Here is a 13,181-nt window from a genome sequence, read left to right on the forward strand (position 1 = left end):
CCGTCATTCCCGCGCAGGCGGGAATCCAGGGCCTTCAAGGGACAACGCGCGCAGCGCGTTGCATCGGGAGCCCTGGGCCCCCGCCTTCGCGGGGGTGACGGGTCTGCGTTACTTCGTCAGCACGAAGCCTTTCAGCTTCGCGAAAGCGGCTTCCACCAGCGCCTTCTGCTGCTCGGCGTGCAGGTGCGCGTAGCCCACCGCCGGCGAGGCGGAGGCGGCGCGGCCGGCATAACCCAGCTTCTGGCCGTCGCTCATGTTCTCGTGGATGTTGTGCTGGATGAAGAACCACGCGCCCTGGTTCTGCGGCTCGTCCTGGCACCACACGAGTTCCGCGAGGTTGGGATACTTCTTCAGTTCCGTCGCGAAGGCCTTGTGCGGGAACGGATAGAGCTGCTCGATGCGCACGATGGCGGTGTCGTCCGAACCTTTCTCCTCGCGCTTCTTGGCCAGGTCGTAGTAGACCTTGCCGGAGCACATGACCAGGCGCTTGACCTTCTCGGCCTTCAGGTCCTTCTGGTCCGGGATCACCGTCTGGAAGCTGCCCTTGGTGAATTCGGCGAGCGGCGAGGTCGCGTCCTTGTTCCGCAGCAGCGACTTGGGCGTCATGATGACCAGGGGCTTGCGCAGCGAGCGGATCATCTGCCGGCGCAGCAGGTGGAAGATCTGCGACGCGGTGGTCGGCTGGCACACCTGGATGTTGGTGTCGGCCGACAGCTGCATGAAGCGCTCGAGGCGGGCCGAGCTGTGCTCGGGGCCCTGCCCTTCGTAGCCGTGCGGCAGCAGCAGCGTGATGCCGTTGACGCGGCCCCACTTCACCTCGCCCGAGGCGATGAACTGGTCGATCACGACCTGCGCGCCGTTGGCGAAGTCGCCGAACTGCGCTTCCCAGATCACCAGCGTGTGCGGGTCGTTGGAGGCGTAGCCGTATTCGAAGCCCAGCACCGCCTCCTCCGACAGGATGGAGTCGATGCAGGTGAACGGGGCCTGGTTCTCGGCCACGTGCTCCAGCGGGATGTAGGTGCCGACGTCCCACTTCTCGCGCTGCTGGTCGTGCAGCACGGCGTGGCGGTGCACGAAGGTGCCGCGGCCCACGTCCTCACCGGACAGGCGCACCGGGTAGCCGGAGGCGACCAGCGAGGCGTACGCCATGTGCTCGCCCATGCCCCAGTCGACGTTGACGTCGCCGCGGCCCATGGCGGCGCGGTCTTCCAGCACCTTCCTGACCAGCGGGTGCACGGTGAAGTTCTCCGGCACGGTGGTGATGCGTTCGGCCAGGCGCTTCCACTCGGCCAGCGGGATGGCCGTGTCGGCAGCGTCGTTCCACTTCTTGCCGAGGAAGGGCTGCCAGTCGACCGCGTACTTGCTCTTGAAGTTGGACAGCACCGGGTCGGAGGTGTGCTTGCCCGCGTCCATAGCGGTGCGGTACGCCTTGACCATGTCGTCGCCCAGCGACTCGCCCAGGCCCTGCGCGGCCAGCTTGTCGGCGTACAGCTTGCGCGTGCCGGGGTGGGCCGCGACCTTCTTGTACATCAGGGGCTGGGTGAGCGAGGGCGTGTCCTGCTCGTTGTGGCCCAGCTTGCGGAAGCAGACGATGTCCACCACCACGTCCTTGTTGAACTCCATCCGGTACTCGAGCGCCAGCTGCGTCGCCAGCACCACGGCCTCCGGATCGTCGCCGTTCACGTGCAGCACCGGCGCCTCGATCATCTTCACGACGTCGGTGCAGTACAGCGTCGAGCGGGTGTCGCGCGGGTCCGAGGTGGTGAAGCCGATCTGGTTGTTGATCACGATGTGCACCGTGCCGCCCGTGTAGTAGCCACGGGTCTCGGCCAGCGCCAGCGTCTCCATCACCACGCCCTGGCCGGCGATGGCGGCGTCGCCGTGCACCAGCACCGGCAGCACCTGCTTGCCCGCCTTGTCGCCGCGGCGGTCCATCCGGGCGCGCACCGAGCCCTCCACCACCGGATTGACGATCTCCAGGTGCGAGGGGTTGAAGGCCAGCGACAGGTGCACCGGGCCGCCGGGCGTGCTGACGTCGGAGCTGAAGCCCTGGTGGTACTTCACGTCGCCGGCGGGCAGTTCCTCGGGGGCGGAGTGGTCGAACTCGGCGAACAGGTCCTTGGGCATCTTGCCCAGCGTGTTGACCAGCACGTTCAGGCGGCCGCGGTGGGCCATGCCGATCACGATCTCCTGCACGCCGCGTTCGCCGGCGCGCTGGATCAGTTCGTCCATCGAGGCGATGAAGCTCTCGCCGCCTTCGAGCGAGAAGCGCTTCTGGCCGACGTACTTGGTGTGCAGGAAGCGCTCGAGGCCTTCGGAGGCGGTCAGGCGGTCGAGGATGTGCTTCTTCTTCTCGACGCTGAACTGCGGCTTGCTGCGGATCGATTCGAGCTTCTGCTGCCACCAGCGCTTGTGGCCCTGGTCGCTGATGTACATGTACTCGGCGCCGATGGTGCCGCAGTACGTCTCGCGCAGGGCGTTGAGCATGTCGCGCAGCGACATGTTGTCCTTGCCGAAGAAGGTGTTGCTGGTGTTGAACACCACTTCCTGGTCGGCATCGGTGAAGCCGTAGAACGACGGCTCCAGTTCGGGAATGTGTTCGCGCTCGGCGCGCTTGAGCGGGTCGAGGTCGGCCCAGCGGGCGCCGACGTTGCGGTAGGCGGCGATCAGCTGCTGCGCCGCGGTGCGCTTGCGTGCGGTCTCGGGATCGGCGCCGGCGGCGACCACCACGCGGGTGCCGCCCTTCTTGGCGCGCTCGGCGAAGGCGTTGACCACCGGCAGGTGGGGCACGTCCCTCGCATTGGAGCCATCGACGGCGGGCACGTGCTGCAGCGCGTCGAAATACTCGCGCCACATGTCGGGAACGCTGCCGGGGTTGGCGAGGTAGTTCTCGTACATCTCCTCGACATACGGCGCATTGCCGCCGAAGAGATAGGAATTGCTGTTGTAGGCCGTGTAGACGGAGCTTTGGTCGCTCATCGTGTGTTCGCTACTTTCCGCCCCCCTTCAGGGAGCATGGAGCTGGTTGAGAACCTTCCGCGACACGGCTTTACCGGTTGGCGGATGCGACTGTGGGGAAGGGGCCCTGGTCTGGTTGCGCTGCGGATTGTGCCACGTTCGTGGCACTCCGCGCTTGCAACCAGGCCAGCGCCCCTTCCCCTGCGGGGGGTCTCACGACCCCCCTCTCCCCAACCCTCTCCCCCGGGGGGGAGAGGGAGCGGAGCGCGCCCAGGCGGAACGCGCAGGCAGTGTGGCAGGGCTAGCTTGCGCCGAGCTTGCTAGAGAGGACTGACGGTGGGTGCGGCGAGCGCGGCGTGGGACGTGCTTCGCTTCGCGGCGCGATGCGGCGAGTTCGCGGCGTCGCGGCGGCTGTCGCGGGCGCGCGCGATGGCCTGGCCGGCCGCGTCGTCGCCTTCCAGCTTGAACTGTCCCACCGCGGCAGAAAGGCGGTGGGCCTGGTCCCGCATCGACTGCGCCGCCGCAGATGCCTCTTCCACGAGCGCCGCGTTCTGCTGCGTCACGTGGTCCATCTGCGCGATGGCCTGGTTCACCTGCTCGATGCCGAGCGTCTGCTCGTTGCTGGCGGCGGCGATCTCGCCCACGAGGTCCGTCACCTTGCGGATACCGGCGACGACCTCCTGCATGGTGCTGCCGGCGCGGTTGACCAGTTCGGTCCCGGTGTCGACCTTGCCGACGGAGTCGTGGATCAGCTCCTTGATCTCGCGCGCCGCCGCGGCCGAACGCTGCGCCAGCGTGCGCACTTCCGCCGCCACCACGGCGAAGCCGCGGCCCTGCTCGCCTGCGCGCGCGGCCTCCACCGCCGCATTGAGCGCGAGGATGTTGGTCTGGAAGGCGATGCCGTCGATCACCCCGATGATGTCCACGATCCGGCGCGATGCCGTGTTGATGGACGCCATGGTCGCCACCACCTCGCCCACCACCGAACCGCCCTTGCCGGCCACCTGCGAAGCCGCCTGCGCCAGCTGGTTGGCATTGCGCGCGCTTTCCGCGTTCTGCTTCACGGTGCCGGTGAGCTCCTCGACGGACGCTGCGGTTTCCTCCAGCGTGCTGGCCTGTTCCTCGGTGCGCTGCGACAGGTCGGCGTTGCCGGTGGCGATCTCCTCCGTGCCTTCCAGCAGGGTGCTGGAGGCGACGCGGACCTGCGAGACCATCGTGACCAGCGCGGCGTCGGCACTGCGCAGTTCCTCCAGCAGGTGGCCCAGTTCGTCACGCGCCGCGGGTTGCGGCATGCGGCCCAGTTCGCCACGCGCCAGCGCCCGCGCCGCCTCGGAAGCCTGGCGGATGCCGTGCTGGAGCACGAGGTAGGAGCCGAGGCACAGGTAGAGCGTGACCAGGAGAGCGGCGGCGAGCAGCGCCGTGAGCGCGGTGCGCGTGAAGCTCGCCGCGGCGGCGCGCTCCAGGAGCAACTGGTCGGCCAGGCTGCGGTTCGCCTCCACCAGGCTCCAGGCGGCATCGACGGCGGCGGCCGACGCCTGCTCGATCTGCTGCTGCGTGACCTTGACGGTGCCGGCGTCGATGAAGTTGCTGCGGATGAAGGCCAGCATCTCCCGGGAAGTCGACTTCAGCTTGTCGAAGCCCGCCTCCAGCCGGGCCTGCACCACCGGGCTCGCGTCCATCGACTGCTTGAGCATCGTCTCCACGCCACTGAAGGTGTCCTCCAGGCGGGCCTGGGTGACCTCGTAGAACACCTTGTCCTTCGGCGTGATCTCGCCGCGCGGCACGTTCAGCGTCGCATACGCGGCGATGCGCACGATGATGCCGGCGGTGCTGGGCGAGTTGTTGGCGAGCGGAAAGCCCAGGTAGAACACGTCCGCGTCCGGGTCCAGCGCCATCTTCGAGCGGTTGCCCAGGTCGCGCATGAAGGCGTAGAGGCGCGCGTATTCCGGCGCATGGGCGGCGAAGCCGCGGGCCGCGAAGTCGCGGTCGACGGGCAGCGCCTCGACCTTCTTCTGCAGGTCCTCCCAACCCTGGCGCAGGCCCTTAGTCTCGGCGCCCATGTCGTACAGGGGCCGGGCGGCGGCCACCTGCTCCTCGATGCGGGCGAGGACCTTGTCGACCACGTCCTTCTGCGCCCTCAGCCGCTGGCGCACGCCCTGGTCGTCCGGGGCCGTGGTGATCACGATGCGGCGGTTCTCGATCAGGACCTTGTTCCACTCCACCAGGGTGGCCATCAGCGCCACGGCGCTGCGTTCGGACTCGATCATGTGGACGCGCTCGTTGAGGCGTTCGAGTTGCGTGGCTCCGAGCCACAGGAGCAGCAGGCCGGTGATGGCCCCGCACACGATGAACTTGGCGCGGAAGCTGAGGCGGGCCATCAGCGCGATGACCGGGGCAAGGACGAAACTTCTCATGGTGCAACGGATTGTTACCCGCAGCACCCCCTGGCTCATCCTAATGGACGATGCCCCCGGCGCGCGCGCGCCGGGCGGTCGCGAGGGCCCGACGGGCGGGCCCGGTGCGTGTGTCCCGCGCCGCGCCGGGGTTCAGGACGCGACCAGGTCCTTGATCTGCTGCAGCGCGCTCGGGTCCTCGATCGTCGTCAGGTCGCCCGGATCGCGACCTTCGCACACCGCCTGGATGGCGCGACGCAGCATCTTGCCGCTGCGCGTCTTGGGCAGCACGGTCACGAAGCGCACGCGGGCTGGACGCGCGACGGCGCCGAGCTGGTCGTCGACGACCTTCATCACCTCGCCTTCCAGCTTGAGCTTCGCGTTCTCGTCGACCAGGCCGGAGGCGTCCTTCACCACGGCGAAGGCAACGGCGACCTGGCCCTTGAGCTGGTCGGCGATGCCCACCACCGCGACTTCGGCGATGTTCGGATGGGAGGAGATGCTCTCCTCGATCTCGCGCGTGCCCAGGCGGTGGCCGGCCACGTTGATCACGTCGTCCGTGCGGCCCAGGATGTAGAAGTAGCCGTCCTTGTCGCGGATGCCCCAGTCGAAGGTGCTGTACACCTGCCGCTCCGGGATGCTGGACCAGTAGGTCTTCACGTAGCGTTCGTCGTCGCCCCACACCGTCTGCATGAAGCCCGGGGGCGTCGGCCCTTCGATCACCACCACACCCTTCTGGTCGGGACCGGTCAGTTCCTCGCCGGTGCCTTCGTGCACCAGCTTCACGTCGTAGCCGTACATCGGCACGCCGGGGCTGCCGAACTTGCTGTCCTTCTTCTCCACGCCGTTGGCGATGGTCAGGATCGGCCAGCCGCTCTCGGTCTGCCAGTAGTTGTCGATGATCGGGCGGCCCAGGCTGTCGGCGATCCACTTGGCCGTCGGTTCGTCCAGCGGCTCGCCGGCGAGGAACAGGGCGCGCAGGCTGGACAGGTCGTACTTCTTCAGGAAGGCCGGGTCCTGCTTCTTCAGCACGCGAACCGCCGTCGGCGCGCTGAACATCGAGGTGACCTTGTACTTCTCGACCAGGCTCCACCAGATGCCGGCGTCGGGCCGGATCGGCAGGCCTTCGTACATGATGGTCGCCATGCCGGCCAGCAGCGGCCCGTAGACGATGTAGCTGTGGCCCACCACCCAGCCGATGTCGGAGGTGGAGAAGTAGGTCTCGCCGGCGTTGCCCAGGAAGATGTGCTTCATGCTCGCGGTGAGCGCCACCGCGTAGCCGCCGACATCGCGCTGCACGCCCTTGGGCTGGCCGGTCGTGCCGCTGGTGTAGAGCGTGTAGCTGATGTCGGTGGAGTCCAGCCACTCGCAGTCGACGACGGTGTGCATCTGGCGGTCGGCCAGCGTCGCGTAGTCGTGGTCGCGGCCCGCCACCTTGTCCATGGGGGCCAGATTGCGGTCCACCAGGAGCACGGAATCGGGCTTGTGCTTCGAGAGCCGGATCGCCTCGTCGAGCAGGTGCTTGTAGGGAACGACCTTGCCGCCGCGCGAGCCGGCATCGGCGCTGACGATGACCTTGGGCGTCGCGTCCTCGATGCGCGAAGCGAGCGACACCGATGCGAAGCCGCCGAACACCACGGCGTGGATGGCGCCGATGCGCGCGCACGCCAGCATGGCGAAGGCGGCCTGCGCGATCATCGGCATGTAGATCAGGACGCGATCGCCCTTGCCCACGCCCTGGGCCTTGAGCACCGCGGCGAAGCGCTGCACTTCCTCGTGCAGTTCCCGGAAGGTGTAGACGCGCTCCTCGCCGGTTTCGCTGGAGACGTAGATCAGCGCCGGCTGCGTGGCGCGATCGGCCAGGTGGCGGTCCACCGCGTTGTGGCACAAATTCGTCTTGCCGCCCGCGAACCAGCGCGTGAACGGGGGATTGCTGTTGTCGCAGATCTGCTTCGGCGGTGTCTGCCACTCGATCAGCTTCGCCTGTTCGGCCCAGAAGGCATCGCGGTCCTCGATGGACCGGCGATAGAACTCCGCGTAACCCGCCATGCTTGGTCTCCGTTGTGCGTTGAGCGTCGGGCGTGGAGCGTGGGGCACACGGCTTTCTGGACCCTGACGCTCAACGCCGCACGCCCGACGCCAGACCCCTATTTGACAATCGTCAGCACGTCCCGGAAGCGGGGATGACCCGCATCCCGCAGCCACTCGAAGGCCACCATCTCGGTGGTGAGCAGCTCCGCGCCGGCGCCGGCCAGCCGGTCGAAGGCGGCATCGCGGTTGCGTTCGCTGCGCGAGCTGCAGGCGTCCGTGACCACGACGACGTCCAGTTCCTCTTCGAGCAGCCCCAGCGCGGTCTGCAGCAGGCACACGTGCGCCTCGCAGCCGGCCAGCACGATCGTCTCGCGCCCCGGCTGCGGCGGCGGCGCGGCCTTCTGCAGGTGCTTCGGCAGGCTGCGCGCGTTGCCGCCCTGTGCCGGCCTGGCGGCGGGCTTCAGGCGCGGCAGCAGCACCGAGCTGCCGTCGAACGCCATCTTCGACAGCACGCGGCCGGCCACCAGCGGCTGCAGCGCCTCCACCGTGCCGCCCAGGCCTTCCGGGTTTTCCTCGGTGGCCCACAAGGGCACCTGCAGCAGTTGGGCGACGCGCGCGAGCTTCACGGCCTGGGCGACGACGAGGCCGGCCTCGTGGATCGCGGGCATCAGGCGCTGCTGGTAGTCGACCAGCACGAGTTGGCATTCCTGGGCATCCAGCAGCATGGGTTCTTCCTTTGCGCCGGATTATTCCCTGCGCGGGGCGTTCCCCGCGCGAAGCCTTACGATCGCGCCTCATGAAGTCTTCCCGCCCCGACCTGATCGTCCTGCACGAGCACCCCGAGTGGCAAAAGCCGCTGTTCGCCGCCCTGGAGCGGCGCGGCGTGAACTTCGCGCCCTTCGACCTGACGCAGGCCGCCTTCAGCAATTCCGCGCCGCCGCAGGCTTCCCTCTACTTCAACCAGGCCAGCCCGAGCGCCTACGTCCGCGGCAACACGCGGGCAGTGCCGCTCGCGCTGGCCTACATGCGCACGCTGGAGCGCCTGGGCGCCCGCGTGCTCAACGGGGCGGACGTGTTCGCGCTGGAGCTGAGCAAGAGCGTGCAGGCCACCCTGCTGCGCACCCTGCAGATCGACACGCCGCGCTCCTTCACCTTCAACGAGCCGAGTGCCTTGCGGGCCTTCGAGGAGCAGATCAGCTGGCCGGCGGTGCTCAAGCCCGACCAGGGCGGCAGCGGGGCCCGCATCCAGGTGGTCGAATCGCTGGCGCAGGTCGAGGAGATCTTCCGCCGCGACCCGCAGGTGTGGTTGCCGGACAACCTTTTCCTGCTGCAGGAGTACCTGCCCCACGACCCCGAGCAGGGCATCGTGCGGCTCGAATTCCTCGGCGGCGAACTGCTGTACGCCATGCGCGTGAAGACCCACGGCCGCTTCAACCTGTGCCCCTCCCCGGTGTGCAACCCGGAAGACGGCGAGGGCCTCTGCGAGATCCCGGCGCACGAGCCCGTGGCCGCGCCGCCGGTGGAGTTCCATCCCTATCCCGAGGTGCCGCGCGAGGCGGTGGCCACGGCGAAACGCATCGTCGAGGCTGCGAAGCTGGATGTCGGCGGCATCGAGTACCTCGAGACGCCGGACGGCCGCCGCGTGTTCTACGACATCAACGCCAATTCGAACTTGCGGCCGGCGGTGGCCGAGGCCTTCGGCTTCGATCCCTTCGAGCGCGTGGTCGATTTCCTGGAGCGCAAGCTGCAACCGGGCTGGCCCGCACTGGGCCGCACTTAGGAAACTTGCTTAAGTCGGCACTGTTGAGCCCGACGGTAAACTCGCCTGCGCATCGCCATGCCCAGTCGCGCAGTCCAAGACCATCCCCCCATCCGTTTGCTGTGCGTCGAGGACAACCCCGACGACGTCGAGCTGATGGGCCTTGCGCTGGAGCGGGCGGACCCGACCCGGCGCTACGAACTGCACCGGGTGGACAACGCCGCCAGCTTCGTCGCGGCGCTGGAAGGCGAGTGGGACGTGATCCTGTGCGACTTCAACCTGCCCCGCTTCTCGCCCTATGCCGCCCTGCAGATCCTCGTCACGCGGCGCAGCAACATCCCGCTGATCGTGCTCACGCGCGCGATCGGCGAGGAAGCGGCGGTGCACGTGCTGCGCTGCGGCGCCAAGGACTACCTGACCAAGGACAAGCTGGGCACGCTGCCGCAGATCATCGGCCGGGTGCTGGAGGAGCGGCGGCGCGCGCGGGAAAAGGAAAAGCTCGATGCGGAGCTGCAGTCGGCGTATGCGCGGCTGAAGGAGCTGTCGGCGCGCTTCGTGCTGGCGCAGGAGCGGGAACGCTCGCACATCTCGCGCGAGCTGCACGACCAGCTCGGGCAGACGCTGACCGCGGTGGTGATCCACCTGCACGCCTCGCAGCGGGCGCATGAGCCCGAGGTGGCACGCAAGTACAGCGACACCGCCGCGGAACTCGCCAACGGCGCGCTGCAGCAGTTGAAGACGCTGTCGTTCTCGCTGCGGCCGGCGCAGCTCGACCTGCTGGGGCTGGTGCCCGCGGTGCAGTCGGCCATGCAACGCAGCTGCGAGCCGGCGGGGCTGGCGTGGGAGGTGCACACGCGCGGCGAGGAGCCGAAGCGCCTGGAGGAGAACGCCGCCGTGGCGGTGCGCCTGGTGCAGGAGGCGCTGACGAACATCGTGCGGCACGCGCGCGCCACGCAGGTGCAGGTGCGGCTGCGGTTCCTGCCGCAGGGGCGCATCGGCGTGCTGGTGCTGGACGATGGCAGGGGTTTCGACAAGGCGGCCGTGTTGAACGGCCAGCAGTCCGAGAAGAATATCGGCCTGTACGGGATGATCGAGCGGACGGAGCTGGCGGGAGGCCGCCTCCACATCCGCACCCGGCGCGGGCGTGGCGTCGCGATCCGCGCGGTGCTTTGAACAACAGGGGGTGGAGAATGATGCAGAACTTCAGCAAGCCGATGCCGATCCAGGTGGTCCTCGCCGACGACCACGACCTGGTGCGTTCCGGCATCAAGGCCTTGCTGGCCACGGTCGACGGCGTGCAGGTGATCGCGGAGGCGCGCAACGGCCAGGAATTGCTGGCGCTGCTGGACTCGATCAAGCCGGACGTGGTGATGACGGACATCTCCATGCCCGGCATGGACGGCATCACCGCCATCGGCGAGATCCACGCGCGGCATCCGGACGTGCGGGTGATCGTGCTGTCGATGTACGACACGGTGGACTTCGTCAAGCGCGCGGTCGCCAACGGCGCCTGCGGCTACCTCATGAAGGACGCGCCGCCCTTCGAGCTGGAGCAGGCCCTGCGCAGCGTGATGGCGACCGGCAGCTACTTCAGCGCCGCCGTCGCCCAGCGCCTGCTGCAGCCTTCGGAGCCGACGGTGGACGACGAGCTGACGCAGCGCCAGGTGGAGATCCTGACGCTGATCGCCCAGGGCAAGTCCGCCAAGGAGATCGCGTACGAGCTGGGCCTGAGCCCGAAGACGGTGGACGTGCACCGGGCCCGCATCATGGAGCGGCTGCGGCTGAACGACATCGCGAGCCTGACGCGGTATGCGGTGCGCAAGGGGTTGGTGAAGGCCTGATCCCCGTCATCCCCGCGAAGGCGGGGACCCAGAACGCGGCGTCAGCCGCTCTTCCCTCTCTCAACTCGTACGCTGCTGGCCGGACGGGGACGGAGCAGCCCGCCTCGTCGAATGTCCCCTGGTGCGGATCAGAACCGCCGCAATTGGGAAGGCCGCGCCCGCGCCTCCTTCTTTATTTCGCCGAGTCGGGCTGCCCCGTCCCCGACCTCCGTCGCGCCCGTTCATTGCATCGATGTTGGATGCGTTTGGCAATGCGCTGAGGTGAGTGCCGAGCAGTGAGTGGCCGGCCGGCAGCACGTTTCGCCCAAACTGGGACTTGCTTCCTTGCTTCTTCCTGAACGAGGTCCACTTCGGTCGGAAGCAGACGCCACGTACTTCTCTTCGCCTTGAGGCTGCTCGTGCGCGCCACGCCGTGAACCGCGGGCTGGTGCTCGGCCCGTAGATGCCGGCTTCAGACTGGAAGGTGTCGCTCGACCTGCTCACGATGAGTGACGGCCCCGCGACCCACAGCAGTCACTCCCCTGTCGAAATGGCTGCCCGAAACCCGCCGCTTGGAGCTGCCGGAGGCGAGCGGCAGCTGTCGCTGCGAAGCGGACTTCAGCCGACGTTCTGTTCAGGTTGAAGAGGTACGTTCGCATCGATAAGCCGCCTAGCTCCGAGCGGTCGAGGAGCCTGCTCCGGAAAAGAGCAAGGCACGGAGTCGCTAAACCTTGGCAAACCCGAGCGCCATGCAGCGAGCAGTGAAAACGCGTGCCTCAGCTCGCCCCGCTGTGGTCATACTGCCGGATTCAACAGGACGTTGTTGACGAGGTCGGTGATCGTGTCCTCTGCTTGTGCTGCGACAAACGTGGCCGAGGACGGATGGGCCGCGGAGTTTCGCCGATTCAGTTGCGCGGTCAGGTGCTTGCACACCGTCGCATCGAGAATTCGAGCGCCTCGACAAATCTCGATGACCTGGGACTCCTTGTAGTCTTCGAAGTCCGTCGCCTTGGTGATGTCCGGCAGCTTTGGGTAAGTCACCTTCTTCTGCGCATTGAACGTCACGACGTGCGAAGCCAGGATTCGATCGCATACGTGGGAGTAGGCAAGGTTCCACGCCATCACAATCGCTGCACGGAATGCGTCCTGCTTGAAGCAACGCAGAGTCTCGTTCAGGAACGTCTGCTGTACTGGGTTCGCGACTCTTGGAATCAGGTCATTCAGGAGCTTTGTCGTGCTGACGGTAGAGGTCCGTACAGGCAGCATCCGCTCCATTGCGGAACGGGCGTTAGCCGACAGCCGAAAGCTGTTTCCTGAGCGCAGCACGTCCTTGCGCTCGACCAGCTTCGCAAGCGTCGCGGCAATGTTTGGGGGCCGCGCTACATGAGCCGCATCAAAGCAAGCGCCAATGTCACCCGTGCCGAAGTTTGCTTGATCGCGGACAGCATGCAAGTACCACCCGAAGATCACTACCTGCTGGGGCGCTGACTTTGCGGTGAAGCCACTACCTAGCGGCTTGATGAATTCCTCCGCGCTGATCACTCAGCCTTGCCCATTTCATCCACCGCATTCTCACCGAGCAACCCGATTTCGGAGGAGTTTGGGTTGCTGCCCTTGATTAGCCGCTGATCACGGCTCGCCCGCAACTCACGCACGATTTGGGCAATGTTGGGCACAGTCCAACCAATCGTACGGAACGCGGTGTAGATCGCGTCATTCGTGACATCGGGCTGCTTGAGGTGATGCTTGAACCAATACGCAATGACCAGCAACTTTTTGGGATCAGTGCTCGGACCCTTCTGCGCCGCGAAGTCCTTCAAGGTGGGATTCGTGCTGCCAAAACCAGGGTCTTCGATTGCCGTGTAGTTCTTGACCTTCGGCCTTGCACGAGGCGTCGACGCCTTGCGGGCCGGAGCGCGCTCTTCGACAATCTCGGTAGCCTCCACGTCGGTAGCTTCTTCGGGGTCTTCGGCTTCCGCGGCTTCCGGCTGGCTGCTGCCAACCATGGCAACCTGCTTAGTGCCGTTCGCGCGAATCTGCCGGGTCTCCGGGGGGATACCAATGCCAGCCTGAGCGAATGCTGAACGGATTGCGTCAATCCCCTTCTGCAGGCCCGCGTCGGACGCCTTCATGCTGAACTTGACCATCGTGAACGAGATTTCCCCGTCTTGGTCTTGATCCACCTTCGTGTGCCGAGCCATCTGAACTCCCCTCAGGTTG

At 67.0% G+C, this 13,181-nt stretch carries 9 protein-coding genes; 3 read left to right on the forward strand and 6 right to left on the reverse strand.

The window, feature by feature from the left end:
• Window positions 1-108: 108 nt before the first annotated feature.
• From JI746_RS08370 to JI746_RS08385, 4 genes are all read right to left on the reverse strand, one after another.
• Window positions 109-2,979: a 2-oxoglutarate dehydrogenase E1 component gene (locus JI746_RS08370; RefSeq protein ID WP_201688422.1), complete on the reverse strand. Its 2,871-nt coding sequence runs from the start codon at window positions 2,977-2,979 to the stop codon at window positions 109-111.
• Window positions 2,980-3,278: 299 nt separating this feature from the next.
• A complete protein-coding gene (locus JI746_RS28180) occupies window positions 3,279-5,372 on the reverse strand; it encodes a methyl-accepting chemotaxis protein (RefSeq protein ID WP_330892967.1) in 2,094 nt (697 codons plus the stop codon).
• A 132-nt stretch (window positions 5,373-5,504) separates the two neighbouring features.
• Window positions 5,505-7,556: a propionate--CoA ligase gene (locus tag JI746_RS08380; protein WP_330892968.1), complete on the reverse strand. Its 2,052-nt coding sequence runs from the start codon at window positions 7,554-7,556 to the stop codon at window positions 5,505-5,507.
• Window positions 7,499-8,107, reverse strand: coding sequence for an isochorismatase family protein (locus JI746_RS08385; protein ID WP_201688428.1), 609 nt, complete (start codon window positions 8,105-8,107; stop codon window positions 7,499-7,501). The genes JI746_RS08380 and JI746_RS08385 overlap by 58 nt, the downstream gene beginning before the upstream one ends.
• Window positions 8,108-8,178: 71 nt before the next feature.
• Here JI746_RS08385 and JI746_RS08390 point away from each other — a divergent pair, with 71 nt between their 5' ends.
• The 3 genes from JI746_RS08390 to JI746_RS08400 all read left to right on the forward strand — a co-directional run bounded on the left by JI746_RS08390 (window position 8,179) and on the right by JI746_RS08400 (window position 10,982).
• Window positions 8,179-9,162 carry an ATP-grasp domain-containing protein gene (locus tag JI746_RS08390; protein ID WP_201688430.1) on the forward strand — a complete coding sequence of 328 codons (984 nt, stop codon included), beginning with the start codon at window positions 8,179-8,181 and terminating at the stop codon, window positions 9,160-9,162.
• 96 nt (window positions 9,163-9,258) lie between these two features.
• A complete protein-coding gene (locus JI746_RS08395) occupies window positions 9,259-10,314 on the forward strand; it encodes an ATP-binding response regulator (RefSeq protein WP_201688432.1) in 1,056 nt (351 codons plus the stop codon).
• A 17-nt stretch (window positions 10,315-10,331) separates the two neighbouring features.
• Window positions 10,332-10,982: a response regulator gene (locus JI746_RS08400; RefSeq protein ID WP_201688433.1), complete on the forward strand. Its 651-nt coding sequence runs from the start codon at window positions 10,332-10,334 to the stop codon at window positions 10,980-10,982.
• 774 nt (window positions 10,983-11,756) lie between these two features.
• Here JI746_RS08400 and JI746_RS08405 read toward each other — a convergent pair.
• Together JI746_RS08405 and JI746_RS08410 are read right to left on the reverse strand one after the other, a co-directional pair.
• Window positions 11,757-12,503, reverse strand: coding sequence for a hypothetical protein (locus tag JI746_RS08405; protein WP_201688434.1), 747 nt, complete (start codon window positions 12,501-12,503; stop codon window positions 11,757-11,759).
• Entirely contained in the window at window positions 12,500-13,162 is a 663-nt protein-coding gene (locus JI746_RS08410; RefSeq protein ID WP_201688435.1) for a hypothetical protein, read from the reverse strand. Before JI746_RS08410 ends, JI746_RS08405 begins: the two co-directional genes overlap by 4 nt.
• Between the last annotated feature and the right edge of the window lie 19 nt (window positions 13,163-13,181).

Source organism: Ramlibacter alkalitolerans (assembly GCF_016722765.1).
GTDB lineage: Bacteria > Pseudomonadota > Gammaproteobacteria > Burkholderiales > Burkholderiaceae_C > Ramlibacter > Ramlibacter alkalitolerans.

Excerpts from the sequence above, each read along its gene's own strand:
- JI746_RS08370 (WP_201688422.1), bottom strand. The coding sequence starts at position 2,979 with ATGAGCGACCAAAGCTCCGTCTACACGGCCTACAACAGCAATTCCTAT.
- JI746_RS28180 (WP_330892967.1), bottom strand. The coding sequence starts at position 5,372 with ATGAGAAGTTTCGTCCTTGCCCCGGTCATCGCGCTGATGGCCCGCCTC.
- JI746_RS08385 (WP_201688428.1), bottom strand. The coding sequence starts at position 8,107 with ATGCTGCTGGATGCCCAGGAATGCCAACTCGTGCTGGTCGACTACCAG.
- JI746_RS08390 (WP_201688430.1), top strand. The coding sequence starts at position 8,179 with ATGAAGTCTTCCCGCCCCGACCTGATCGTCCTGCACGAGCACCCCGAG.
- JI746_RS08400 (WP_201688433.1), top strand. The coding sequence starts at position 10,332 with ATGATGCAGAACTTCAGCAAGCCGATGCCGATCCAGGTGGTCCTCGCC.
- JI746_RS08410 (WP_201688435.1), bottom strand. The coding sequence starts at position 13,162 with ATGGCTCGGCACACGAAGGTGGATCAAGACCAAGACGGGGAAATCTCG.